We start from the raw sequence: 24,768 nt of genomic DNA on the forward strand, positions 1-24,768 counted from the left end.
AAGTTTCAATCCGACAATCGCCACCGCCGGTGGCCGGGCTTGCGGTTGGGTATCGCCGGACCATATCGGCATCAATCAGGGGCCGATCGCCCTGATGATCGAGAATTACCGATCGGACTTCCTGTGGCGACTGATGCGCCGCGTGCCGGCCATCGCCACGGGACTGTACCGGGCCGGTTTTTCGGGCGGTTGGTTGATACCCATCGGAGGGATCGACAATGACCAACACTAACAACCGAGAAATCGGCGCGAGGAAACTGAATCCGCGCAGACCCGGCAAGAGGCCCCACCATTCAGGCAGCAACGACGCCGACCCGACGCCAAACCACCTCGAACCCCCTCCTCGTGATGTCAGGGAAGCACCGGCCCCGAACCCAAACGGAAAGCCCGACCGATTCTGCCGTAAACGAGTAGCGGCTTTGCGCCAGCACCAGGTCGGCCAGCCACCAGGCAAAAAGCTCGGAGTCGGGCCGCATGGCGACGACGTCCGCGGCGATCGCCGCGGCGGCGAACGGCGCTGGGCGCTGGGACCGCGCGAATTCGTTGACTTGCGTGCAAAGCGCTACCAGCGCGGCCCCGTCCCAGTGGAGGCCAAGCTGGTCGACGATCTTTTCGAGCCGATTGGCGCTGGAGACGGCTGCACGGAAAACTGCCGCCATGCTCCCCCGCACCAATTCGCCGATTCTCAGCAAACTAGTCAACGCGCTTTGTTCGCTGGCGTTCGCAGGCGTATATTCAATGCATATTCGACGCATCGCCCACAAATTCCGCTAAGTGCTTGAAATTTCTGGTACGCCCAAGGGGAATCGAACCCCTGTTACCGCCGTGAAAGGGCGGAAGAGGATGTTCAGGACGCCGCGGCGCGCCTTGCTTATACGTGAAAATCTTCGCGGCATGGTGGCGACATGGTGGCGACACGAAAAACACGTTCATTGCCCGGCTTGAGGGGCTCATCCCTCAACTACATGATTTTCTTTGAGAATTTGGTGGGCGATGCAGGGATTGAACCTGCGACCCCACCCGTGTGAAGGGTGTGCTCTCCCGCTGAGCTAATCGCCCGCTCGTTGCCCGAAGGCCGAAGCGAGCCGCGATATAAGGGAGGCAGGTGCGCGAAGTCAAGCAATGCGCCGACGTTATCTTGCGGATTGATTTCCGGATTCCCGCCGGCCCGATCAGGCCTGCCGCTCAGCGCGCCGCCACAATCAGCCGCTCAGCCAGATCGGGCGTCAGCGTGTCGAAATGCGAGATCACCAGCGTCGGTTCGAATTCGCGCACATGGCGATCGGTATAGCCGAAATCGACCGCCACCACCGGAATGCCGGCCGCCTTGGCGGTATCGATGTCGGTCTGCGAATCGCCGACCATCACGGCGTGATCAGGATCGCCGCCGGCCAGCTTGATGGTCTCGGTGAGATGGCGCGGGTCGGGCTTGCGGAAGGCAAAGGTGTCCTGGCCGCAGATCGCCGCGAAATAGTCGGCCAGGCCGAGGGCGCCGATCAGCGTCACCGAATTCGCTTCGTACTTGTTGGTGCAGACCGCCATCAGGTAGCCGGCGGCCTGGAAGCGGTCGAGAGCAGCAATGACACCGGGGTAGGGGCGCGACTTGCCTGGAATGTTCAGCGTGTAATGGTCGAGGAAGAGTTTCAGCAGCCGGTCGTGCTCTTCCGCCACCAGCGATTTGTTCTGCGCCGCATGCGCCCGCTCGATCATGACGCGGCCGCCATGGCCGACGAAACGCCTGAAGCCCGCTTCGTCGACCGCTGCCAGCTCGCCGGCCGCAAGGCTGTGGTTGAGGCTGTCGAGCAGGTCCGGCGCGGTGTCGATGATCGTCCCGTCGAGGTCGAACACGATGATCGGTCGGGTCATGGCCAGTCCTGCAGCGGTTGAAGTGCCGCAGCCGATACAAGCTGCGCGGCGGCCAAGCAAGCAGCCTCTATCGGTCCACAGGCAGAGCCTTTGACGGGACAGGCAAAAATGCTAGGAGGCGCGCGAAACCAGTGAAATCGGGACAGAGCGCGGCATGGACGCAAGGCAGTTGAAGGTCGAGGCCGCACGCGCGGTCCTTGCCCATGTCGGCGACGGCATGCGGCTCGGCATCGGTACCGGCTCGACCGCCGAAGAGTTCGTCCGGCTGCTCGCCGAAAAGGTCGCGACCGGCCTCAACGTCATCGGCGTGCCCACATCAGAGCGCACCGCGGCACTCTGCCGCGAGCTCAGCGTGCCGCTGTCGACGCTGGAGGAAACCCCCGAACTCGACCTCACCATCGACGGCGCCGACGAGATCGACCCTTCGCTCGCGCTAATCAAGGGCGGCGGCGGCGCGCTTTTGCGCGAAAAGATCGTCGCTGCGGCGTCCGCGCGCATGATCGTGATTGCCGACCAGTCGAAGATGGTCGAGACGCTCGGCCGGTTTCCGCTGCCGATCGAGGTCAACAAGTTCGGCCTGCGCGCTACCGAGATCGCGGTTGCCGCGGCCGCGGCTGGCCTCGGCCTGTCCGGCCCGGTGACATTGAGGATGACGGGGAGCCAGCCTTTTGTTACAGACGGCGGCCACTTTATCCTCGATGCATCTTTTGGCCGCATTCCGGATACAAGAGCGCTTTCGAATGCTCTCTTCGCCATTCCAGGCGTTGTCGAGCACGGTCTATTCATCGGGCTGGCGTCAACGGCCATCATCGCCGGCGGCGACGGCATCCAAACCGTCCATGCCGCCCGAAAACCAGGGAGTTCTATCGACCATGATGTTGCATAAACGGGTTCGCCGCCTTTCGACACTTCTGGCGGCCTCAGTCGTCCTTGCGCTGTCTTCGCCGGCGTTTTCGCAGGATGTGAGCGAATCGCATCTCAAGGCTGCACGCGCGGCGGTGGCCGCGATCCACGCCACCGACCCGTTCGACAACATTTTGCCGCAGGCGGCGGCGGCGCTTGAGAATCAGCTGATCCAGAAGAATCCCGACATGCAGGAGCTGATCGGCAAGACGGTCACCGAGAAAGCCATGGGCTTGGCATCGCGCCGGGCCGATCTCGAGAAGGAGGCCGCCCTTGCCTACGCCAAGGTGTTCTCGGAGAAGGAACTCAACGACATCGCCGCGTTCTACAGCTCCGATTCCGGCAAGAAGCTGCTGGACAGCGGACCGGCTGTCACGCGCGACCTCGTGAAGGCGGCAGACATCTGGCAGAACGGCGTTGCCCGCGATCTCGCCCAGCAGGTCGGCGAAACGCTCGCTGCCGCCGCCAAGGCCGCGGCTCCCGCCAAGCCTGCCCAGGGTGCGACCGCTCCCGCCGATAATTCGGCTCCGGCCGACGACCAGGCACCTGCCGACAACTCGGCTCCGGCCGATAATTCGCAGAACTGATCCGTTTCAAGCGGCCTACTGGACCAGAGGAGCCCGGGTTTCCCGGGCTTTTCTTTTGCCTGCTGGCAGCCTACCTCTGACGCGACCCTTTTCATTTCACAGGAGCCCATCCCGATGGCCGGCTACGACTATGATCTCTTTGTCATCGGCGGCGGCTCCGGCGGGGTGAGGGCGGCCCGTGTGGCGGCATCCCTCGGCAAGCGCGTCGCCATCGCCGAAGAGTATCGCTTCGGCGGCACCTGTGTCATTCGCGGCTGCGTGCCGAAAAAGCTCTATGTCTACGCCTCGCAATTTCCCGAGCATTTTGCCGACGCGGCCGGCTATGGCTGGACGGTGCCCGAGGCAAGCTTCGACTGGCCAACGCTGGTCGCCAACAAGGACAAGGAGATCGCCAGGCTGGAGGCGATCTACAAGAAGAACGTCGAGGGCGTCGGCGGCGAGGCCTTTCACTCGCGAGCAGTTCTGGTCGACCGGCATTCCGTTTATCTGGCTGCCGAGGACCGCACCGTCAGCGCCGACCAGATCCTGATCGCCACCGGCGGACGTCCGGCCCCGCATCCGGCGCTTTCCGGCCACGAATACTGCATCTTCTCCAACGAGGCCTTCGATCTCAAGCAACTGCCGAAGGCCATCATGATCGAAGGCGGCGGCTACATCGCCGTCGAATTCGCCAACATTTTCCACGGCCTGGGTGTCGAGACCACGCTTGTGTACCGCGGTCGGGAGATATTGTCGCGCTTCGACATGGACCTGCGCCGCTCGCTGCACGAAACGATGGAGAAGAAGGGGATCAGGATCCTCACCCATTCGATCTCCGAATGGGTGCGCAAGAACCCGCAGGGCAGGCTGGACGTGCTGCTCTCCAGCGGCCAGGCGTTGACCGTCGACCAGGTCATGCTGGCGATCGGCCGCATCCCGAACACGGAAAACATGGGACTCGAAGGCGTAGGCGTGGAACTCGCCAAGACGGGCGCAATCGTCGTCGACGAATTTTCCCGCACCAGCATCGACAATATCTGGGCGATCGGCGACGTCACCCACCGCGTGCAGCTGACGCCGGTGGCCATCCACGAAGCGATGTGTTTCATCGAGACCGCCTTCAAGGGCAATCCGACGGCGGTGGACCATGACACGATCCCGACGGCGGTGTTCTCGCAGCCCGAGATCGGCACCGTCGGCCTCTCCGAAGATGAGGCGGTCAAGCGCTTCCCGGACATAGAGGTCTACCGCGCTTCCTTCCGTCCGATGCGGCACACGCTGTCGGGCCGCGACGAGAAGATGCTGATGAAGCTGGTGGTCGAAGGGGCGTCGCGGAAAGTGGTCGGCGCCCATATCCTCGGACCTGACGCCGGCGAGATGGCGCAGCTTCTCGGCATCCCGCTCAAGGCCGGGCTCACCAAGCACGATTTCGATCGCACGATGGCGGTGCATCCGACCGCGGCGGAGGAACTGGTCACCATGTACAAGCCGACCTATCGCGTGAAGAACGGCGAGCGCGTGTAGGACCTTCGCTCTCGGAGTTGGCCATGTGTGCCGCCTTGCTCGACCGTGGTTTCGGCCAGCGAATCGACCAGGTCATCGATGCGGCCGTCGAAGAGCAGCGCGTCGTCGGTGGCGTGATCCTGATCGCCCAACGCGGCGACATGCTTTATAGGCGCGCCTTCGGCCTTGCCGACCGCGAACAGGGCAAGCCTATGGCCGAGGACGCCATCTTCCGGCTGTCCTCGGTCACCAAACAGATCGTCGCCGCAGCGGCGCTGGCTTTGGTCGAGGCCGGCCGGATCGCGCTTGACGATCCGGTGACGAAGTTCATCCCCGAATTCCGCCCGAAACTGCCGGATGGAGAAGCGCCGGTCATCACCGCACGGCAGTTGCTGACGCACACCGCCGGCCTCGCCTATGGCTTCGCCCAACCCGCTGGGAACGCCTACGAGCGCGCCTGCGTGTCGGACGGCCTCGACCAGCCGGGGCTGTCGATGGCTGACAATCTCGCGCGCATCGCGTCGGTGCCGCTCTCCTATAGGCCGGGGACGCGCTGGGGCTATTCGGTGGCGATGGATGTGCTGGGCGAGGTCATGGCAAGGGCGGCCGGCGCTTCGCTGCCCGATCTGATCGACCGGCTGATCGCGCAACCGCTTGGCATGCGCGACAGCGCCTTTGGCGTGCGCAACGAAAGGCGTCTGGCAATCCCTTATGCGGATGGGCCGGCCGGACCGGTCAGAATGGGCGAGCATCATCTTGTGCCGTTTGGCGACGGCGTGATTTCCTTTGCGCCGGGACGGACGTTCGATCCGGCGTCCTTCCCCTCCGGTGGCACCGGCATGAACGGCACCGCGGGCGATGTGCTGAAAATCCTCGAAGCGCTGCGCCAGGGAGGTGGGCCTGTCGTTACCCCCGAAACCGCTTGCACGATGACGGCCGATGCCATCGCGGGCATCGAGACGACAAGGCCCGGCTGGGGCTGGGGACTGGGGTTTGCGGTTCTGCGCGACGCGGCCGCCGCGCTGACGCCGCAGGCCGTCGGCTCGTGGCGCTGGGGCGGCGTCTATGGCCATTCCTGGTTCGTGGATCCGTCGGCAGACCTTACGGTGGTGGCGTTGACCAACACGGCGATTGCCGGCATGACTGGAGCATTCCCGGACGCAGTGCGCGACGCGATCTACGGGGTCTGAGAAGACCGCCGCCGGCAAAGCCGGCGACGGTGAGATCGAGCTCAAAGCAGCGTGCCGCGCAGGATGACCAGCGCCACCGAGAAGTAGATCACAAGCCCGGTGACGTCGACCAGCGTGGCGACGAACGGCGCCGAGGCGCTTGCCGGGTCGAAGCCGATGCGTTTCAGCGCGAAAGGCAGCATCGATCCCGACAGCGAGCCGAAGGTGACGATGCCGATCAGCGCGGCACCCACGGTTGCTGCGATCAGCATCCAGTGCTGGCCGTAGTCGTAGAGGCCGAGATACTGCCAGAGCGCGATGCGAAAGATACCGACAACGCCGAGGATCGAGCCGAGCACCAGACCGGTCGGCAGCTCGCGCAGCGCGACCCGCCACCAGTCGTGAAGGCCGATCTCGCGGAGCGCCAGCGCGCGGATGACCAGCGAGGTCGCCTGCGAGCCGGAATTGCCGCCGGAGCTCATGATCAGCGGGATGAAGAGGGTGAGCACGATCGCCTTCCCCAGCTCGCCTTCGTAGCTCTGCATGGCGTTGGCCGTCAGCATCTCACTGAGGAACAGCGCGCAGAGCCAGCCGGCCCGCTTCTGGATCATGGCAAGGAAGCCCATCCTCATATAGGGCTCGTCCAGCGCCTCCATGCCGCCGAAGCGGTGCACGTCCTCAGTCGTTTCCTCGACCATCGTGTCGATGATGTCGTCGACGGTGACGATGCCGAGGATCCTGCCGTGATCCACGACCGGCAAGGCAAGAAGGTCGTATTTGGAGATGGTCTGCGCGAGCGTCTCGCGATCCGTCAGCGGCGTGACCGTGACCGGCGCGCGATCCGGCGCCACCGACAGGATCGAGTCCTCCGGCTCGCCGGTGATCAGCCGGCGCAAGCCCGTCGCCCGCAGCAACAGCTGCGTTTCCGGGTCGGTGATGTAGATCGCGTAGACGGTCTCGCGCGTCCGCTCGACCTTGCGGATGTAATCGAGCGTGCGGCCGACGGTCCAGTTCGAGGGCACGCTGACGAACTCCGTCGTCATGATCGAGGCAGCGCTGCCTTCCGGATAGCCGAGGATGGAAAGCAGCGTCATGCGCAGCGGCGGTGCAAGCGCGCCGAGGAGCTCAGAGCGGGCAGGCCCATCGAGCTCGCGCAGGATATCGGCCGCACGGTCGACCGACATGGCGGTCAAAAGCTTGCCCGCCTTGTCGCGCGGCAGGGCTTCGGCGAGCTCGGGGGCGCTTTCGAGCTCCGGTTGGTCGAAGATCTCGACCAGCCGCACGAACGGCACCGCGCAGAGCAGCTCGATGGCCGTCTCACGGGATTCGCGGTTGAGGGCTTCGACGACGTCGGCGACGTGATCGTTGGCAAGAACACGGGCGACGGCGACCGCTTCGTCGTCCAATACGGGTGCGAATTCGTTCATGGCTCACTCCTTGCCGTCCGGCAGGACGTGAGCCGTCAGGTCACGTCAAGGCGGACGGCAGTTGCGTTCGACTGTGACTGTCGCCAGGCATGGCGGGTTGACCTTTCTGCTCGCGGGTTAGCGCATGACCCCGAAAATCGGTTTCGATTTTCGGAAAGGATCATGCGCAAAATTCTAAGTTTCTACAGCATCCTTTGCTCGTCCGAAGGGACGCGCGGCGCTGTAGGTTGGAATTGTACGAGCGGGCGCAACATAGGAGCGCGTTTTGCCGAGTCAATCGCGAAGAGCACGGAAACGGCCGAGGAACCGCCGGATCGCGAGACTGTGATCGATCGCACCGGCCCGGCGGCCGTTCAAAGGTCTGGAAAAATTGCTATTTCTGCTTGAGCCGTCGCGAGAAGCGCAGCCATTTGTCCTCGGCCGGCCGGGGCTGAGCCAGGATCGTCGTGAGTTCGAGCGGCAAAGTGGGGACCAGCGGCTTCTTGGTCGCGACGCCATCAGTGATTGCGACGACGCTGTGGTAGAATTCTGCTCCGGAGAGCGACCGCGGCGGCATGGCTTCGTGCATCACGCTGATGACGGTGACATCGGGGCAGTTGGTCTTGATCGCCTCGTGGAAGGCGATTTTGCCTTCGGGGTCGAGCGCGCCGGTCGCTTCGTCGAGGAACAGCAGCCCCGGCTGCTGCAGGATGATGCGGGCAACGACCAGCTTCTGCTTCTGCCCGCCGGACAGGACCTGATCCCAGATCTTGCCCTCGCGGCTCTCATCGGCCAGATGCTCGATGAATTCGCCGAGGCCGGCCTTGTGCAGGGCCGCCGCCACCTGCATGTCGCCGTGGTCGTTTTCCGAGCCTGGCAGGCAGACGAGCTGCTTCAGCGAGACCTGCTGCAGCTTGACCTCCTGGGCGGCATAGAATCTCGTCACTCCTTCCGGGAACACGATGGTGCCGCGGCCGTAGGGCCAGAGGCCGTTGATCGCCTTGATCAGCGAGGTCTTGCCGCAACCGGACTCGCCCTTGAGGAATGTCCATTCGCCGCGCCGGAAGCGCAGATTGGCGGCGCTGAGGAACGGCGTTGCATCCTCGCCCTGATGCGCCAGCTCCAGCTTCTGGATGGTCAGGCCGAAAACAGGATTCTGCGTGGCATAAGCGAAATCGGAGCGTCCGGTCTGACGATAGAACTCCTGCGGATGCTGGACGTTCTCTATGGCGTTGGCGAGCTCGGTTACGCGCTGGCCGTTGGCCCTCAGCGTCGCGATCGCCGGCATGACGTGGATGAACCACGAGCACTGGCTGATCAACTGGGCGACCATTTCGGAGCCGGTTATGTAGCCTCTGAGGTCGAAGCCATTGTGGATGAACGGCACGAGACCGGGACCGTAGGAAACGATGCGGGCGCCGATGAAATTGTAGATCAGCTCGAACGACATGTAGCTGGTGTTGACCACGTTCAGGCGTCCCCAGGTCTTGTCGATGTCGACGTAGAGCCTGTCGTGCATGGTCTTCTGCACATCCTCGCCATGCGAGGCTGCGACGTGGAAGCTGCGGCGCAGGAACGTCGTCAGCTCACCGCGATAGCTGCCTTCGGCCTGCTGCATGCGGATGTTGAGACGTTCGAGCAGGCCGCCGAGCTTGACCGCAATCCAGGTGTTGAGCGGCACGTAGGTGGCGACAGCCAGGAAGGCGAGCACGGCACTGCCATAGCTGCCAAGAAATTCCAGCCCTTTGACCTCTACCGAGGACCCGATCAAATTCTCGCCGACGAAATAAAGCGAGGTCGCGACACCCAGAACGCCCATGGCGAGACCGATCGCGCCGCCGGTCATGTCCTTGATCGATTCCTGGATGCGCTGGTCGATGTTGTCGGGAGCAACGATGCCGCCGGCCACCGATCCGTGCTGGGCATGGAAATGAGTATGGTTGCCGTCGAGCAGCGCCTGGTTGAACTGGCTGTTCAGCCAGCCGCGCCATTTGCGGTGCAAGGTCGCCGAGACGAGATTGCGCACCCCGGTGAAGACGGCGTCCTTGAGCAGCACCAGCAGCATCAATATGCCCGCATTGGTCAAAAGCGACTGCAGCGGGCTGGTATTGGCGGCGTCGTGGAAGAAGGCGATCGAGTTCACCAGTTCGCCTGATGCCACGGCAAACCACACGCCGGCCTTGCTGGAGAGCGCTGTAAGCAACGCGATAACGAGGGTGAGGGTCCAGGCTTCCTTCCAGCGGTCGGAGAACCAGTAGGCTCGCATCAGCCCCCAGAAGGTGCGCATCGACGATACCGGCGTAAGGGGCGAGGGCCTTGCCGCCTCGCTAGCTAGTTTTGCCGGTACTGTACGTCGCGGTCTACCGACCCGAATCACGATCCCGCCCAAACCTTTCTTAGTTTTGTTACACAGAGTAACACCAATTGATCATTTTCTATTAATTTTTCTTCCCCGAATGTGAACCTGGCCACCTGTAGTGGCATGAGGGCAACAGAACGAAGCGGCCAGCAAGCCGCTTTCTGCCCAATTTTCTCTTTTTATTTCAGTCCGTTGGGCCTAAAGTTGGGAGACCGTTTGGCCTTTCCCCAAGGGAAACTAAAAACACGGTTTTGTGAACGAAAATGACATGCCGGCCGGCCAATTTTGCTAACCGGCAATAACGGAATACGGCAAAAAAGCGCCGTCCTTGATCTTCCGGCTTGGATCTTCCGGCTTGCCTCAAATCGTGCTTCCCGGAGCCCGCGAATGTCCGAAAACGGTTCTTGGCGGCAGGGGGCGTGTTTGTCGATCGCCCCTGGCTGGCTCAGCCTGCCGTTTCCAGCTCGCCGCGCGCCTTGGCCTGGGCGACTTGGCGGATGGCATCGGCGAGCGTGTCGGCGTCCTGCGCGCCCATCACGGCATATTTGCCTTCGAGCAGGAAGCAGGGCACACCGGTGATGCCCATGCGCGAGGCGGTGGCGATCTCGTTGCGCACGGCGTCGACATCGGCATCGGTCGGCAGCAGCGTCTCGACCACAGAAGCGTCCATGCCGGCCTCGCGGGCGGCCTCGACCAGCACGGAATGGTCGCCGAGATTGACGCCTTCCTCGAAATTCAGCTGGAAGAGGCGGCGCACCAGCCGGTTCTGGATGTCCTCGCTGGCGGCTCCCGCCCAGCGGATGACGCGATGGGCGTCCAGCGTGTTGGGCGCGACCTTGATGGCGGCGAAGGCGAAATGGATGCCTTCCGCATCGCCGAGAGGTTCGATCCGCGCATGAATCTGGCGGATGCGCTCCTCGCTGCCGAATTTGCCCAGCATGTATTGGCGGCGATCCATGCCTGCTTGCGGAATGGTCGGATCGAGCTGGAACGGTCGCCAGCGCACATGCACCTCGACATCGCCGACAGCGGCAATAGCCCTGTCCAGCCGCTTCTGGCCGATGAAGCACCAGGGGCAGACGACATCCGACACCACATCGACGGTGATCGAGTTCCCGGCGCTCATGCTCGTCTCCCTGCTCGGTTTGCTTCAGGCGGTCAATTGGGCTTTCGCCACCATGCCGGCAGCTGGTAGCCGAATATGGGGGTCTTCTGCGGATGTTCCAGGTAGCTCCAGTAAGCCAGCCACTGCTGCGTGTTGTATTGCATCGGCACGATGTAGTTGCCGGAGATCAGCAGCCGGTCGAGAACGCGCACCGCGGCGACATAGTCTTCCTTGGCGCGTGCGTTCAGCATTGCCTTGATCGCCGCGTCGACCGCCGGGTCGGCGACGCCCGCCAGGTTGAACGACCCTTCCTGCCTGGCCGCGACAGAGCCCCAGCGTCCGACCTGCTCGCTGCCGGGCGACAGCGAATTGTTGAAGCCGCTCGTGCCGATCAGAACCTCGAAGTCGAACCGCTGCTTGCGCGACTGGATCTGGTCGCCGTCGAGGCTTCGGATAGTCACGCCGATGCCGATCTTCTCCAGCGTGCGTTGGTAGAGGGCTGCAAGCCGCTCCTCATCCTGCGATGAGGTCAGGATTTCGAAACCGAACAGATTTCCCTGCGGATCGACCATCCGGCCGTCCTGGATGTAATAGCCGGCGCCTTTCAAGAGATCGAAGGCCTCCCTCAGCACCTTGCGGTCCTGGCCTGAGCCGTCGGTGACCGGCGGCCGCCAGGTGCCGTCCATGACCTCGGCAGGCACCCGGTCGGGGTAGGGGGCAAGCAGCGCCTTCTCGCGGTCGCCGGCCGGATGGCCGAGCGCGGACAGCTCGGAGTTCTGCCAGAAACTCATGGTGCGGTTGAACTTGCCGGCGAACAGGTTCTTGTTCGCCCATTCGAAGTCATAGAGCATGCCGAGCGCGCGCCGCACGACCGGATTGGAAAACTTCGGCAGCCTGGTGTTGAACAGGAAGCCCGTCACCACGGGCGGAATGCCGGTGTCGAAATATTCCTGCTTCACCTCACCCCTGCGGAACGCAGGAATGTCGATATCGCGGTCGCGCTTGACCGGATCGGTCTCGTCGTCAAGCGCGCAGATGCCCTTCTTGAACGCTTCCGTCTTGGCGTTGGCATTGAGGAAATACTCGATGGTGATCTGGTCGAAATTGTCGAAGCCGCGCTTGGCGGGGATGTCCTTGCCCCAGTAGTTGGGATTGCGCTTGAAGACGATGCGCTGGCCGGGCTGCACCTTGTCCACGGTATAGGGGCCGCTGCCGATCAATGGCTTCAGCGTCGTCTTGTCGAAGCTGTCCTTGTCGAAGGCGTGCTTGGGGATGATCGGCGTCAGCGCGACGATCAGCGGAAATTCGCGGTTGGCCTTGTCGTTGAAGGTGAATTTCACGCTGTGGTCGCCGGTTTTCTCCAGCTTCGCGATCATGCTCATGCGATCGCTGTAGGGCGGACGGCCCTTCGCGGTGAAGACATCGTAGGTGAACAGCACGTCCTCCGGTGTCACCGGCTGGCCGTCCGACCATTTGGCATTGGGATTGAGGTGGAACTCGATGCTCTTGCGATCCGGGTCCATGTCGGCGCTGTCGGCGAGCAGCCCATAGAGGCTGAAAGGCTCGTTGTAGTTGCGCTGCATCAGCGGCTCGAAGACGAGGTTGCCGTAGACCGTGTCCATCATGCCGCGCGCGGTGGTGCGCAGGCTTTTCAGGATGAACGGATTGAGATTGTCGAAACTGCCGACGACGCAATAGGTGACGCTGCCGCCCTTCGGCGCATCGGGATCGACGTAATCGAAATGCGTATAGTCGGGAGGCAGCGCCGGCTCGCCCTGCATGGCGATGCCGTGCTTCGGTTCCGACAAAGCCGGAAGCAGCGAAAGGGCCAAAAACGAGGTCGCGGCGATCAGCCGAACGAGAACGCGGTCCATGACCGTCTCCTTGCCGGGCGGCTTGTGATTCGTCACGCACCCTAGAGCATTTCGCCCACCGATTGAATCGTGCGCTATGGCAATTGGGTTCGCGAGGTCCGTCGCCAAATCGGGGTTCGCCAGCGACGCGAAACCACGAAGAAATCGCGGAAACCGGGCTGGATTCAGCGCCGCTGGCGGTGTAACACGCGCTCCGAAGTCATGCTGTTGCCTCATTTGGGCAACAGGTAGCTGGACCACACGGCACCAAGAAGCCGGTCCCCGGGATCATTTGAGAGGAAAGTGCACCATATGACGAGCAACGCGTACCGCCTTTCGGTACTGGCCGCAGGCGTGGTCGGCGTTCTGGGCGCCGGGCTTTTCACCGCCTCGGCACAGCAGCCGCCGCAGATTCCGCAGGGCTGGTTCAAGGCCTGCACCAAGCAGGAAGACGTCGACATCTGCAACGTGCAGAACATCGTCACCGCCGGCAATGGCCAACTCGTCACCGGCATCAGCCTGATCGAGCTCAAGGGCAAGGTGAACCGCAAGGTGTTCCAGGTGACGGTGCCGACCGGCCGCCTCGTTCCTCCCGGCATCGGCCTGCAGATCGATGCCGGCAAGGCGCAGAAGCTCGACTATGTGATCTGCTTCCCGGATCGCTGCGTCGCCGAAGTGCCGCTCACCGACCAGCTCGTGGGTTCGTTCAAGAAAGGCAAGCAGATCACGCTCACCTCGGTCAACTTCCAGAACCAGCCGAACCCGATCAAGGTCGCGCTGCAGGGCTTCGGCGACGCCTATGATGGCCCGCCGCTGCAGCAGTCGGACATCGAGGACCGCCAGAAGAAGCTGCAGGACTTCGTCGCGAAGAACAATCAGGACTTCGCCAAGAAGCTCAAGGAAGAGCAGGACAAGGCGAAAACCGCCAACTGATTATGAGCGTTTCTCCGGAGACGAAAAAAGCGGGGCCCTTTCCCCGCTTTTTTGTTGTCGGCGGTTACGCCTTCAGTGCTTCGAATGGCGTTTCGGCTCGTAGCGCCCGTCGGGCAGCTTGTCGAACATCTCGCCGATCTGAGGATGCCGGATCGGCTCGCCCGACCGGTCCTCGAGCAGATTCTGCTCGGACACGTAGGCGATGTACTCGGTCTCGGAATTCTCGGCGAGAAGGTGATAGAAGGGCTGGTCCTTGTGCGGACGCATGTCCGCGGGAATGGCTTCGTACCATTCCTCGCTGTTGGCGAATTGCGGATCGACGTCGAAGATCACGCCACGGAACGGAAACAGCCGGTGGCGAACCACTTGTCCGATCGCGAATTTGGCTGTTTTCATCGCACTCACCACTTAGGACCCGAGGCGCCGTCAGTGGCTTGCGCGCAAGGCGCCTAAGGTCTTGAATCTACGCATCACGGGCCCAAAAATCGAGCCCGACTTTCGGCTTGGTTCTTTTGGCGTAGATGCGGTCGCGATTCAATGCCGCAGCGCCACCTTGCTGCCAAGCTACGGATCGGCGCGGGCTATGGTTTCGGGCCGAAAGCGGAAGGTCCCGATGTGTCACCTTAGCGCGAGGCCTGTTTCCTGAAGTCGCCGGTCAGCGCACGGAAGCCGCTGCCCGGTCGCAGCCCTTCGCGCATGAAGAAGGCGCGCAGCGGCGCGAAGCTGCCCAGCGCGTTGAGACCGGCGCTGCGCGCCAGCTGGGCCGGCAGCATGTTGGACAGCAGCGACATGTTGAGCAGGTTCACCGCGCTGCTGCGCGCCAAAATATCGGGACGCCGCCTGGTGTCATAGGCGGCGAGGCTAAGCCTTGAGCCTGGATCGTCGCGGTTTTCGCTGGCGATTCCAATCAGATCGTCGATATCCCTGATGCCGAGGTTGAGGCCTTGGGCGCCGATCGGCGGGAAGACATGGGCGGCTTCGCCGACGAGCGCCACGCGGTTTTGCGCGAAACGCCCGGGCGAGGCCGCCGACAGCGGGTAGACCTGGCGGCCGGGCTCGACCGAAACACGGCCGAGCATCGACTGCATCTGCTCTTCGACCCGGGCCGACAGCGCGGCATCGTCGAGCGCTGCGAGTTCCCGCGCCGTTTCCGGCTTCACCACCCAGACGAGGCTGGAGCGTTTGCCCGGCAACGGCACCTGCGTGAACGGTCCGGTCTCGGTGTGGAATTCGGTCGAGATGAAGCCGTGCTCGCTGCGATGGCTGAAATTGAGAACGAGTGCAGACTGGGGATAGGGCCGCGCGGACGCCCTTATGCCGGCGGCTTCGCGTGCCGGCGACAGGCGCCCGTCGGCGGCGACCGCAAGCGATGCGGAGACCTCGCTGCCATCGGCCAGGTTCGCATGGGCCTGCGCGGCGTCAAGCCGCCATGTCTCGACCATCGACTTTCGCCATTCGATGCCGGGGTGAGCGGCAACCGCCTTGGCGAGCACCGGGATCAGGATATTGTTCGGTATATTGAGCCCGAACTGCTCCTCGCCGATCTCGCTGGCGCGAAAGGTCACGGTCGGGCTGCGGATCAGCCGGCGGGTCGCGTCGACGATGCGCATCACCTTCAGCGGCGCCGCCTGCGGCCTGATCTCGTCCAGCACGCCCAACCGCTCGAGGACTTTCAGCGACGGGTTCATGAGGGCGGTGGTGCGGCCGTCGCTGGTGGTGGCCTCCGGGCCAACGAGCGTCACGGCAAAGCCCGCTTCGGCGAAGCCGAGCGCCGCGATCAGGCCGGCCGGACCGCTGCCGGCAACCAATATGCGGGCTTTGTTGTTCTGCTCCACGCTAGGCTTCCATGAGTGATGGCGACCCTTCGGGCCTGTGTGTGGATATAGGGCAGATACTCAGGCTTGATCAACGCGGCGATTCGGCCCATTCGAGTGCCATGACCGGCCAGGAGCATGATTTCAGCAATCTCGACCGCGCCGGCCGCGCCACGGCGGGATTCGCGCGCAGCCCGCGCCTCGTCGTGACGGTTACGATTGGCGCGGGCATCGCCCTTGCGTGGTTCATCCTCGTTGCCATGGCGATTCGCGGCGCCGAGAGTCGGCTTGCCGGCGGAGTTCCTGGCGACGCGCTGCTCAAGGACCTGCCGCGCTTGCCTCTGCCGGAATTCCTCGACCGCTTTTTCGCCCTGTGTCTTGCGCCCGCGCCGCTTGCTGGCTCCGCTGCCGTGCTGGCGCCGGCGCTTATCCTGATGTGGTTCCTGATGGCCGTCGCGGCGATGCTGCCTTCGGCGGCGCCGATGATCCGCATCTATTGCGAGATCGCGGATACCGCCCGGATCAAGGACGAGCCCGCCGTCCATCCGCTGGTCCTGGTTGCTGGATATCTCACGACCTGGCTTGCGGCCTCGGTGGTGTTCGCCGCGCTGACGCTTGCGGTCTATGCTTTCGCCGCCTCCGGGCAGGTGCTCGATCCTGTGGCCGGGCTTGCCGGAACCGCCGCCCTGGCGATTGCCGGCCTCTATCAATTCAGCGGCCTGAAGCAGGCCTGCCTGAAGAAGTGCCGGAACCCGTTCTCGATCCTGTTCGCCAACTGGAGCGCCAAACCGGGACGCATCTTCCGACTCGGTGTAGGGCAGGGCGTTTGGTGCCTCGGCTGCTGCTGGGCGCTGATGCTGGTGATGTTCGCCGTCGGCGCGATGAACATCTTCTGGATGGCGTTGATCGGCCTGTTCACCCTGATCGAAAAACAGACCGCCGGCAGGATGGCAAGCCGGGCAGCCGGTGCGATACTGCTTGTGTGGGCCGCAGCCCTGCTATTAGTTTCGGCGTGAGGGAGAATTCGATGACGGACCAAAGCTGGGCAATGAAGGGAGAGCTGGTCCTCTCCTGCAATTGCACGGTTTTCTGCCCTTGCGTTCTGTCGCTCGGCAGCCACCCGCCGACCGAGGGCTATTGCCAGACCTGGGCTGGATTCCGCATCGATGCCGGCCATTTCGGCGAGGTCGAGTTGTCCGGCCTCAATCTTGGGTTGGTCATGGAAATCCCGGGCTATATGAGCCGCGGCAACTGGACTGCCGGCCTGTTCATCGACAAGCGCGCTTCCATCTATGCGGCGAAGGCCCTGACAAAAATCTTCACCGGCAAGGCGGGCGGCACCACGTCGCTGCTTTCGATCCTGGTCGGCAAATTCCTCGGCGTCGAGCAGGTGCCGATTACCTATGAGACGCGTGACAAGACGCGTGTCTTCCAGATACCAAAGATTATCGACGGCGCGGTGACGCCTGTGCCCGGCAAGGACCGCGAGAAGGATACGGTGATCACCAATTCCGAATACTGGATCGCGCCGGAAATCACCGTCGCGAGGTCCGACAAGAGCAAGATGCGCGCCTTCGGCCGCAACTGGAATTTCGCCGGCCGATCGGCCGAGATCTGCAAGCTGGACTGGCGAGGACCGTGAGCAAGAACACAACAGCCAGGAAAGCGGCCAAGAAGATCGCGGAGCGGATTCCACGGCCAAAGAAGAAAGTCACGTGGCCGCAGGCGCGCGCCTTTTCCGTGCACCTGCTCACCGCGTCCGGTTCGTTCCTGGCCTTCCTGTCGCTGGTCGCGGCCAGCGAGCAGCGCTGGACCGCGATGTTCTGGTGGCTGGGGCTGGCGCTGTTCGTCGATGGCATCGACGGTCCGATCGCCAGGAAGCTCGAAGTCAAGGAGATCCTGCCGACATGGTCGGGGGAAGTGCTCGACAACATCATCGACTACGTGACCTACGTGCTCATCCCGGCCTTCGCGCTCTACCAGCGCGGCTTCATGGGCGAGAACCTGTCGTTTCTGTCGGCGGCGATCATCGTGGTGTCGAGCGCGATCTACTATGCCGATACCGGCATGAAGACGAAGGAGAACTTCTTCAAGGGGTTCCCGGTCGTCTGGAACATGGTGGTGTTCACGCTTTTCGTCATCGAGCCGGGACCATGGGTTTCCTTCGCCGTGGTGGTGGTCGCCGGCATCCTCACCTTCCTGCCGATCAACTTCATCCATCCGGTGCGGGTGGTGCGGCTCAGGTCGCTCAATCTCGGCATGATCCTTTTGTGGTGCGCCTTCGGTGCGCTTGCGCTGGCGCAGGCCGCTCTTGCCAGCTTCTACAACAAGATCGGCGTGCTGGGTGAGCAGGTCAGCGACTTCACCAAGATCGGCATCACCATCACCGGCCTCTATCTCGCCTGCATCGGGGGCATCATGCAGATGTTCCCGAACCTTGGCGCCAAGAAATCCTGACCTAACTTTTTGTTGGAGCATGATCTTTTCCGAAAACCGGTTCCCACTTTTCGGGATCATGCTCTAAATCCTATCCCCGTCCCGAGAGAGTCGAGCGATGTCCAAGGCGATCCGCATTCATGCCCATGGCGGCCCCGAAGTCCTGACCTATGAGGATGCCGATCCCGGCCAGCCGGGCGCCGGGCAGATCCTGGTCAGGCACACCGCTATCGGCCTAAATTTCATCGACGTCTATCATCGTTCAGGCCTCTACCCGCCGCCCGGCGGGCTCCCGCTGATCCCGGGCAGCGAGGCGGCCGGCGTGGTGCTGGCCGTCGGCGCCGGCGTCGACTGGCTGACGCCGGGCGAGCGCATCGCCTATGCCGTCAATGTCGGCGCTTATTGCGAGGAACGGGTGATCGCCGCCGACCGCGTGGTCAAGGTACCGGACGGCATCAGCGACGAGCAGGCCGCGTCCATGATGCTGAAGGGCATGACGGCGGAATATCTGCTGCGCCGCACTTATCCTGTGAAGGCGGGCGACACGATCCTCTACCATGCCGCCGCCGGCGGTGTCGGCCTGATCCTCGGCCAATGGGCAAAGCATCTCGGCGCAACCGTGATCGGTACTGCGAGTTCCGCCGACAAGATCGAGCTCGCAAAAGCGAATGGTTTCGACCATGTCATCAACTACAAGGAGCAGGACTTCGTCGCCGGCGTCGCCGCCATCACAGGCGGCCGGAAATGCGACGTCGTCTATGATTCGGTGGGCAACGACACCTTTCCCGCCTCGCTCGATTGCCTGAGGCCGCTCGGCATGTTCGTCAGCTTCGGCCAGTCGTCGGGGCCGATCCCGCCTTTCTCGATGTCGCTGCTGGCGCAAAAAGGCTCGCTCTACGCAACCCGGCCGACGATCTTCGTCTACAACGCCAAGCGCGAGGATCTGGTGGCCTCGGCGCACGCGCTCTTCGACGTGGTGCTGAGCGGCGCCGTCGAGATCAAGATCAACCAGCGCTATGCGCTGAAGGACGCCGCGCAAGCGCAATCCGATCTTGAAGGCCGCAAGACGACCGGCACGACCGTCCTCATTCCCTGAGCCGGCTGCCTCGTTCTTCAGCGCCATGCCGTGGATGAGGGCACAGTTTGCCCGAAAGGCCCGCCGGTTTTTCGCAAGCTCCCAATAGGTGTATCTTACCCCTTGAGTTTCCGCTGGAATTCTTGAAGCTCTTTCAAGTTGGGTGCCGCTTTCCGACCGAAGCCGGCCGCGCATACGATACTAGCGGGAACACAGAACATATCCGGGTAACTGGATGGGAGGCACTGTGAGTGCAAATCATGACAGGGCGAACCTGCTCGAGGTTCGCGGCCTTACGAAGATTTTCGGCACGCTGACAGCGTGCAATCACATCGACCTCAACATCGCGAAGGGCGAGATCCACGCGCTGCTCGGCGAGAACGGCGCCGGCAAGTCGACGCTGGTCAAGATGCTGTTCGGTTCGCTGGAGCCGAATTCCGGCGAGATTTTCTGGGACGGCCAGGCGGTGAGGATCACCAGCCCCGGGATTGCCAAGAAGCTCGGCATCGGCATGGTCTTCCAGCATTTCTCGCTGTTCGAAGCGCTGACGGCAGCCGAGAACATCGCGCTCTCGCTCAATGACGGCTCGCCTATCAGCACCATCGCCGCGAAGGCCAGGGCGCTCTCCTACAGCTACGGCCTGCCGCTCGATCCTGAATCGCTGGTCGGCGATCTCTCCGTTGGCGAGCGCCAGCGCATCGAGATCATCCGCTGCCTGCTGCAGACGCCGCAGCTCATCATACTCGACGAGCCGACCTCGGTGCTGACGCCGCAGGAAGCCGACAAGCTGTTCGAGACGCTGGAAAGGCTGCGCTCCGAGGGCAAGTCGATCCTCTACATCTCGCACCGGCTGGAAGAGGTCAAACGCATCTGCGATCGCGCCACCGTGCTGCGTCACGGCAAGGTGGTCGGCCACTGCAACCCGCGCCAGGAGACGGCAGCCTCGCTCGCCCGCATGATGGTCGGCAACGAGGTCAAGGCGGTGGTGCGCGCGCCGGCCGAGGGCATCGACACGGCACCGGCGTTGCTGGAGATCCGCGGGCTCACCCGCAAGCCGGCGACGCCGTTCGCCATCCCGCTGAAAAACATCAATCTCACCGTGCGCGCCGGCGAAGTGATCGGCATTGCCGGGGTGGCCGGCAACGGCCAGGGCGAATTCTTCGAATCCGTCTCGGGTGAAGTGCTGCAGCAGGATACCGGTTCGGTGCGCATCCGCGGCAAGGATGCCGGCGCGCTCTCGATCACCGGCCGGCGGCTTATGGGTGCCGCCTTCGTGCCGGAAGAGCGCCTCGGCCATGGTGCGGCACCCCGGATGAAGCTTTCGGAGAATCTGCTGCTCTCGCGCCATGCCACTGACGGCAAATCGTTCGTCGGCTCCGGCGGCATGGTCAAGAACGGTTCCGTCTACAGCGCCTCCCAGCGCATCATCGCGGCGATGGATGTGCGCAAGAGCGCGCCCGATCCGGAAGCGGCGGCGCTGTCGGGCGGAAATCTGCAGAAATTCATCGTCGGCCGCGAGCTCGACCGCAAGCCGAGCGTGCTCGTCGTCAACCAGCCGACCTGGGGCGTCGACGCGGGTGCCGCCGCCCATATCCGCCAGGCGCTGATCGAGCTTGCCCGCAGCGGCTCGGCGGTTCTCGTCATCAGCCAGGACCTCGACGAATTGTTCGAGCTGTCCGACGCCATCGCGGTCATGCACAACGGCGAATTGTCCGCGCCGCTGCGGATCGCCGAGGCCACCTTCGAAAAGATCGGCCTGTTGATGGGTGGCGCCGAGCCCGGCCACGCCGAACATACCATGGAGACGGCATGATGCGACTCGAACTGGTCAAACGCCCGCAGCGCTCGGCGCTGTTTCAGGTGCTCTCGCCCTTCATCGCCTTCGCGCTGACGATGATTGCCGGCGCCATCATGTTCGCTTTGCTCGGCGTCAATCCGTTCACCGCCTTCACTGTCTACTTTGTTCAGCCGGTCAGCGAGGTCTGGCAGTTGCATGAACTGGCGATCAAGGCGGCGCCGCTCATCCTGATCGCGGTCGGGCTGTCGGTCTGCTACAAGGCCAACATCTGGAACATCGGCGCCGAAGGCCAGTTCATCCTGGGCGGCATCTTCGGCTCGATCATCCCGGTGCTGTTCCCCGACTTCGAAGGCCCGCTGGTGCTGCCGTTGATGCTCTTGCTCGGGATGGTTGGAGGCGCGCTGTATGCCTCCATCCCGGCGCTGCTCAAGACCCGCTTCAGCACCAACGAGATCCTGACCAGCCTGATGCTGGTCTATGTGGCGCAGCTCTTCCTCGACTGGCTGGTGCGTGGCCCGTGGCGCGATCCGCAAGGCCACGGCTTCCCGCAGACCATCCAGTTCGGCGACTCGGCCGTCCTGCCGGAGCTGATGCCGGATGCCGGACGCGCCAACTGGGGCTTCGTCTTCGCGCTGGTCGCCGCAGTGGCCATCTGGCTGATGATGAGCCGCATGTTGAAAGGTTTCGAGGTCCGCGTTCTGGGCTCGAGCCCGAGGGCAGGGCGCTTCGCCGGCTTCGGCTTCAACAAGATGGTCTTTTTTACTTTCCTGCTGTCCGGTGCATTGGCTGGGCTTGCCGGCATCTCGGAAGTCTCCGGCGCCATCGGTCAGCTGCAGCCTGTCATCTCGCCCGGCTATGGCTTCACCGCCATCATCGTCGCCTTCCTCGGCCGGCTCAATCCGCTGGGCATCGTCGCGGCGGGCCTGGTGTTGGCGCTGACCTATCTCGGCGGCGAGGCGGTGCAGACCGCACTGGGCATCTCCGACAAGGTGGCGCGGGTATTCCAGGGCATGCTTTTGTTCTTCGTGCTCGGCTGCGACACGCTCATTCATTACCGCATTCGTCTGATCGGCTTTGCCGCGCCGAAACTCGAGGCCGCGCCCAAGCTGGAGGGGGCACGCTGATGGACATCACCGTCAACATCCTTTTGACCATCGCGACCGCGGCGACGCCGCTCTTGATCGCGGCGATCGGCGAACTGGTGGTGGAACGTTCCGGCGTGCTCAACCTCGGCGTCGAGGGCATGATGATCATGGGCGCCGTCGGCGGTTTCGGCGCCGGCTATCTCACCGGATCGCCCTGGATCGGCCTGCTTGCCGCGATCATTGTCGGCGCGCTGTTTTCGCTGCTCTTCGCTGTCATGACGCTATCCTTGGCCACCAACCAGGTCGCGACCGGCCTGTCGCTCACGCTGCTCGGCCTCGGCCTCTCCGGCATGATCGGCACCAGCTTCGTCGGCCAGCCGGGCGTCAGGCTACCCAACCTCGATATCCCCGGCCTGAGCTCGATTCCGGTCGTCGGCAGGCTGATCTTCGGCCAGGATCCTCTCTTCTACCTCTCGATCGCGCTCACTGCCGCCGTGATGTGGTTCCTGTTCAAGACGCGCACCGGTCTCACATTACGCTCGATCGGCGACAGCCACTCTTCGGCGCATGCGCTCGGCATCAAGGTGATCCGCTACCGCTATCTGGCCGTGATCTTCGGCGGCGCTTGCGCCGGTCTTGCCGGCGGGCATCTGTCGCTGGTCTATACGCCGCAATGGGTCGAGAACATGAGTGCCGGCCGCGGCTGGATCGCGCTGGCGCTGGTGGTGTTCGCTTCCTGGCGTCCGTGGCGGGTGTTGGCGGGCGCCTACATCTTCGGCGCGGTGTGGATCGGCCAGCTTCATGCACAGGCTTTTGGCATTCCGGTGCCTTCACAGTTTCTTTCTTCGCTGCCCTATCTGGCAACCATCGCGGTTCTCGTTCTAATCTCGCGCAACAAGCGGTTGACGATGATGAACACGCCGGCTTCGTTGGGGCAGCCATTCGTTCCGGATCGTTGACAACAACAAAAAGACGGGAAGCTCCAAGGCTTAACTCAGAGAGGTAACACGATGAAAAAACTGCTTATTGCGCTTATGACCACGACTGCGGCTCTGTCGCTGGCGGCGACCGCCGAGGCGGCCGAAAAGCTGAAGGCCTGCTGGGTCTATACGGGTCCGATCGGCGACTTCGGCTACTCCTACCAGCACGACCAGGGCCGCCTCGAAGTGGAGAAGGCGCTCGGCGACAAGGTCGAGACCGCCTATCTCGAGAACGTCTCGGAAGGCCCCGACGCCGACCGCGCCTTCGAGCGCCTGGCGCGCGAGAAATGCAAGATCATCTTCGGCACGTCCTTCGGGTTCATGGATGCAGAGGTCAAGGTCGCCAAGAAATTCCCCAAGGTGATGTTCGAGCACGCCACCGGTTACAAGACCGGCAAGAACCTCGGCATCTACAATGCGCGCTTCTTTGAAGGCCGATACGTTCTCGGCCAGATAGCGGCCAAGGAATCGAAGAAAGGCCTTGCCGGCTACATCGTCTCCTTCCCGATCCCGGAAGTGGTGATGGGCATCAACTCCTTCATGCTCGGCGCGCAGTCGATCAATCCCGACTTCAAGGTCAAGATCGTGTGGGTGAACTCCTGGTTCGATCCGGGCAAGGAAGCCGACGCCGCCAAGGCCCTGTTCGACCAGGGCGCCGACATTATCGTCCAGCACACGGACTCCACCGCTGCCCTGCAGGTCGCCGAGGAGCGCAAGCTGCACGGCTTCGGCCAGTCGTCAGACATGATCAAGTTCGCGCCGAACGCGCAGCTGACCGCACTCACCGACGAGTGGGGCCCGTACTACATCAGCCGCGTGCAGGCGGCCCTCGACGGCACGTGGAAGCCGGACAATGTGTGGCTGGGCATCAAGGACGGCGCTGTCAAGCTCGCGCCCTTCACCAACATGCCTGACGACGTGAAGGCGATGGCCGAAGCGACCGAGAAGAAGATCGCCGGCGGCTGGAATCCCTTTACCGGTCCGGTGTCCAAGCAGGACGGCTCGCCCTGGCTGAAGGACGGCGAAGCCGCCGACGACGCCACGCTGCTCGGCATGAATTTTTATGTCAAAGGCATCGACGACAAGCTGCCGCAGTAAGCAGCAACGAAATTTCGAACCGGAGAGGGCGCCTCGGGGCGCCCTCATTCGTTTTAGGATCGATTGGCAAGATTTCCCCGCCCAGGGCGGAAGCTGAACTGACTTTTTGCTAGTCGGCTAAAGATCGTTGTTCGATCTTGCGTGCCAAGTATTTAAGATAAATCTCGCTCTATCTTTTTCCGAATTCCAGATTCTCATGGGATCTGCGCAATATCTGTGACCGGTTCCGTGACCGCTTTCACATACGTCAGTGACTTCCACTTCCATACTGACCATGCAAATCAGACGAAATCAGCTGGCGTGACAAGCGCCCGCAGAAGGGGGTCTTATGCAATTGAATAAAAAACTTCTGGCGATCATCGGGAAGCGCTTTCCCGCCATCTTCGATGTCATCCCGCGCGGACCGCAGGGTGGGCTTGCGCGGGTCGCACTCAATCCACAGCCGCTCCCGCCGCATGAACTGGGCGCAGCGGTTGCCGACGAATTTGTCCGCCATGCTTGGGTGGCTGAGCGAGGCGGCCTCGACATGAAGGCGCTTTTGAGCGACCTCGATGACTGGTGCCCCACGCGGCCGAAGATACCGAAGCTTCCCCCATGGTGGGGACCGTTTCCGGAGCCGGAGCCGCGCCCTGAGTGGTTCGTAGACTACCATTTGGGATTTGCCGCAAGGCTGTCGGCGGTCACAACGCGCACACGTCTCGATGAGACCTTCGATCAGGTGATCGACCGTTCCCTGGCCGCAATCGAGGCGGTGAAGCTCTGACGAGACGCCGCTGAAGCCGAGGGGCTGTGAAGAGCCTAAGGGCGCCCGCAGGGCGC

The 24,768-nt window shown here is 63.0% G+C and carries 24 protein-coding genes and 1 tRNA gene; 16 read left to right on the plus strand and 9 right to left on the minus strand.

The window, feature by feature from the left end:
* The coding region (locus RFN28_RS08765) for a glucoamylase family protein (RefSeq protein ID WP_320286983.1) at positions 1-232 on the plus strand (232 nt) is incomplete at its 5' end.
* A gap of 61 nt (positions 233-293) precedes the next feature.
* On the opposite strand, the gene RFN28_RS08770 is transcribed toward RFN28_RS08765, so the two are convergent.
* The 3 genes from RFN28_RS08770 to RFN28_RS08780 form a co-directional block, all read right to left on the minus strand.
* Positions 294-659, minus strand: a complete 366-nt coding sequence (locus RFN28_RS08770) for a DUF1403 family protein (protein ID WP_320286984.1) — start codon at positions 657-659, stop codon at positions 294-296.
* A gap of 325 nt (positions 660-984) precedes the next feature.
* Positions 985-1,059 (minus strand) — tRNA-Val (locus RFN28_RS08775).
* Between the two features lie 126 nt (positions 1,060-1,185).
* Positions 1,186-1,866, minus strand: coding sequence for a phosphoglycolate phosphatase (locus RFN28_RS08780; protein ID WP_320286985.1), 681 nt, complete (start codon positions 1,864-1,866; stop codon positions 1,186-1,188).
* A gap of 154 nt (positions 1,867-2,020) precedes the next feature.
* Here RFN28_RS08780 and rpiA point away from each other — a divergent pair, with 154 nt between their 5' ends.
* From rpiA to RFN28_RS08800, 4 genes are all read left to right on the plus strand, one after another.
* Positions 2,021-2,752: a ribose-5-phosphate isomerase RpiA gene (gene rpiA, locus RFN28_RS08785; protein ID WP_320286986.1), complete on the plus strand. Its 732-nt coding sequence runs from the start codon at positions 2,021-2,023 to the stop codon at positions 2,750-2,752.
* Complete coding sequence (locus RFN28_RS08790; protein WP_320286987.1) at positions 2,739-3,356, plus strand: DUF2059 domain-containing protein; 618 nt, start codon at positions 2,739-2,741, stop codon at positions 3,354-3,356. The genes rpiA and RFN28_RS08790 overlap by 14 nt, the downstream gene beginning before the upstream one ends.
* Before the next feature lie 114 nt (positions 3,357-3,470).
* The gene (gene gor / locus RFN28_RS08795) at positions 3,471-4,859 is read left to right on the plus strand and encodes a glutathione-disulfide reductase (RefSeq protein WP_320286988.1); all 1,389 of its coding nucleotides are present in this window, start codon (positions 3,471-3,473) and stop codon (positions 4,857-4,859) included.
* A gap of 23 nt (positions 4,860-4,882) precedes the next feature.
* The gene (locus RFN28_RS08800; RefSeq protein WP_320286989.1) at positions 4,883-6,028 is read left to right on the plus strand and encodes a serine hydrolase domain-containing protein; all 1,146 of its coding nucleotides are present in this window, start codon (positions 4,883-4,885) and stop codon (positions 6,026-6,028) included.
* A gap of 41 nt (positions 6,029-6,069) precedes the next feature.
* Here RFN28_RS08800 and mgtE read toward each other — a convergent pair whose 3' ends face one another.
* Positions 6,070-7,434: a magnesium transporter gene (gene mgtE / locus RFN28_RS08805; protein ID WP_320286990.1), complete on the minus strand. Its 1,365-nt coding sequence runs from the start codon at positions 7,432-7,434 to the stop codon at positions 6,070-6,072.
* Positions 7,435-7,596: 162 nt separating this feature from the next.
* Here mgtE and RFN28_RS08810 point away from each other — a divergent pair, with 162 nt between their 5' ends.
* Positions 7,597-7,821: a hypothetical protein gene (locus RFN28_RS08810; RefSeq protein WP_320286991.1), complete on the plus strand. Its 225-nt coding sequence runs from the start codon at positions 7,597-7,599 to the stop codon at positions 7,819-7,821.
* Here the strand turns inward: RFN28_RS08810 and RFN28_RS08815 are convergent.
* The 3 genes from RFN28_RS08815 to RFN28_RS08825 all read right to left on the minus strand — a co-directional run bounded on the left by RFN28_RS08815 (position 7,808) and on the right by RFN28_RS08825 (position 12,751).
* Positions 7,808-9,700 (minus strand): ABC transporter ATP-binding protein/permease, encoded by a 1,893-nt coding sequence (locus RFN28_RS08815; protein WP_320286992.1) that lies wholly within the window; start codon positions 9,698-9,700, stop codon positions 7,808-7,810. The two genes, RFN28_RS08810 and RFN28_RS08815, sit on opposite strands and share 14 nt — an antisense overlap.
* Before the next feature lie 517 nt (positions 9,701-10,217).
* On the minus strand, positions 10,218-10,898 hold the full coding sequence (locus tag RFN28_RS08820; protein ID WP_320286993.1) for a DsbA family oxidoreductase: 681 nt from the start codon (positions 10,896-10,898) through the stop codon (positions 10,218-10,220).
* A 32-nt stretch (positions 10,899-10,930) separates the two neighbouring features.
* Positions 10,931-12,751 (minus strand): extracellular solute-binding protein, encoded by a 1,821-nt coding sequence (locus RFN28_RS08825; protein ID WP_320286994.1) that lies wholly within the window; start codon positions 12,749-12,751, stop codon positions 10,931-10,933.
* 291 nt (positions 12,752-13,042) lie between these two features.
* Between RFN28_RS08825 and RFN28_RS08830 the strand changes: the two genes are divergently transcribed.
* The gene (locus tag RFN28_RS08830) at positions 13,043-13,663 is read left to right on the plus strand and encodes an invasion associated locus B family protein (protein ID WP_430677560.1); all 621 of its coding nucleotides are present in this window, start codon (positions 13,043-13,045) and stop codon (positions 13,661-13,663) included.
* A gap of 72 nt (positions 13,664-13,735) precedes the next feature.
* Here RFN28_RS08830 and hspQ read toward each other — a convergent pair whose 3' ends face one another.
* Positions 13,736-14,059 carry a heat shock protein HspQ gene (gene hspQ / locus RFN28_RS08835; RefSeq protein ID WP_320286996.1) on the minus strand — a complete coding sequence of 108 codons (324 nt, stop codon included), beginning with the start codon at positions 14,057-14,059 and terminating at the stop codon, positions 13,736-13,738.
* A gap of 227 nt (positions 14,060-14,286) precedes the next feature.
* Positions 14,287-15,498, minus strand: coding sequence for a UbiH/UbiF family hydroxylase (locus RFN28_RS08840; protein WP_320286997.1), 1,212 nt, complete (start codon positions 15,496-15,498; stop codon positions 14,287-14,289).
* A gap of 101 nt (positions 15,499-15,599) precedes the next feature.
* Here RFN28_RS08840 and RFN28_RS08845 point away from each other — a divergent pair, with 101 nt between their 5' ends.
* From RFN28_RS08845 to RFN28_RS08885, 9 genes are all read left to right on the plus strand, one after another.
* Positions 15,600-16,493 carry a DUF2182 domain-containing protein gene (locus tag RFN28_RS08845; protein WP_320286998.1) on the plus strand — a complete coding sequence of 298 codons (894 nt, stop codon included), beginning with the start codon at positions 15,600-15,602 and terminating at the stop codon, positions 16,491-16,493.
* Positions 16,494-16,504: 11 nt separating this feature from the next.
* Complete coding sequence (locus RFN28_RS08850) at positions 16,505-17,119, plus strand: DUF1326 domain-containing protein (RefSeq protein WP_320286999.1); 615 nt, start codon at positions 16,505-16,507, stop codon at positions 17,117-17,119.
* A gap of 47 nt (positions 17,120-17,166) precedes the next feature.
* A complete protein-coding gene (gene pcsA, locus RFN28_RS08855) occupies positions 17,167-17,934 on the plus strand; it encodes a phosphatidylcholine synthase (RefSeq protein WP_430677662.1) in 768 nt (255 codons plus the stop codon).
* Between the two features lie 97 nt (positions 17,935-18,031).
* The gene (locus RFN28_RS08860; RefSeq protein WP_320287001.1) at positions 18,032-19,009 is read left to right on the plus strand and encodes a quinone oxidoreductase family protein; all 978 of its coding nucleotides are present in this window, start codon (positions 18,032-18,034) and stop codon (positions 19,007-19,009) included.
* 214 nt (positions 19,010-19,223) lie between these two features.
* A complete protein-coding gene (locus RFN28_RS08865) occupies positions 19,224-20,801 on the plus strand; it encodes an ABC transporter ATP-binding protein (RefSeq protein WP_320287002.1) in 1,578 nt (525 codons plus the stop codon).
* A complete protein-coding gene (locus RFN28_RS08870; protein ID WP_320287003.1) occupies positions 20,798-21,910 on the plus strand; it encodes an ABC transporter permease in 1,113 nt (370 codons plus the stop codon). Before RFN28_RS08865 ends, RFN28_RS08870 begins: the two co-directional genes overlap by 4 nt.
* Positions 21,910-22,830 carry an ABC transporter permease gene (locus tag RFN28_RS08875; RefSeq protein WP_320287004.1) on the plus strand — a complete coding sequence of 307 codons (921 nt, stop codon included), beginning with the start codon at positions 21,910-21,912 and terminating at the stop codon, positions 22,828-22,830. The genes RFN28_RS08870 and RFN28_RS08875 overlap by 1 nt, the downstream gene beginning before the upstream one ends.
* Before the next feature lie 51 nt (positions 22,831-22,881).
* A complete protein-coding gene (locus RFN28_RS08880; protein WP_320287005.1) occupies positions 22,882-23,949 on the plus strand; it encodes a BMP family ABC transporter substrate-binding protein in 1,068 nt (355 codons plus the stop codon).
* A gap of 328 nt (positions 23,950-24,277) precedes the next feature.
* Complete coding sequence (locus tag RFN28_RS08885) at positions 24,278-24,712, plus strand: hypothetical protein (RefSeq protein ID WP_320287006.1); 435 nt, start codon at positions 24,278-24,280, stop codon at positions 24,710-24,712.
* Positions 24,713-24,768 lie beyond the last annotated feature (56 nt).

Source organism: Mesorhizobium album, assembly GCF_033977205.1.
GTDB lineage: Bacteria > Pseudomonadota > Alphaproteobacteria > Rhizobiales > Rhizobiaceae > Mesorhizobium > Mesorhizobium album.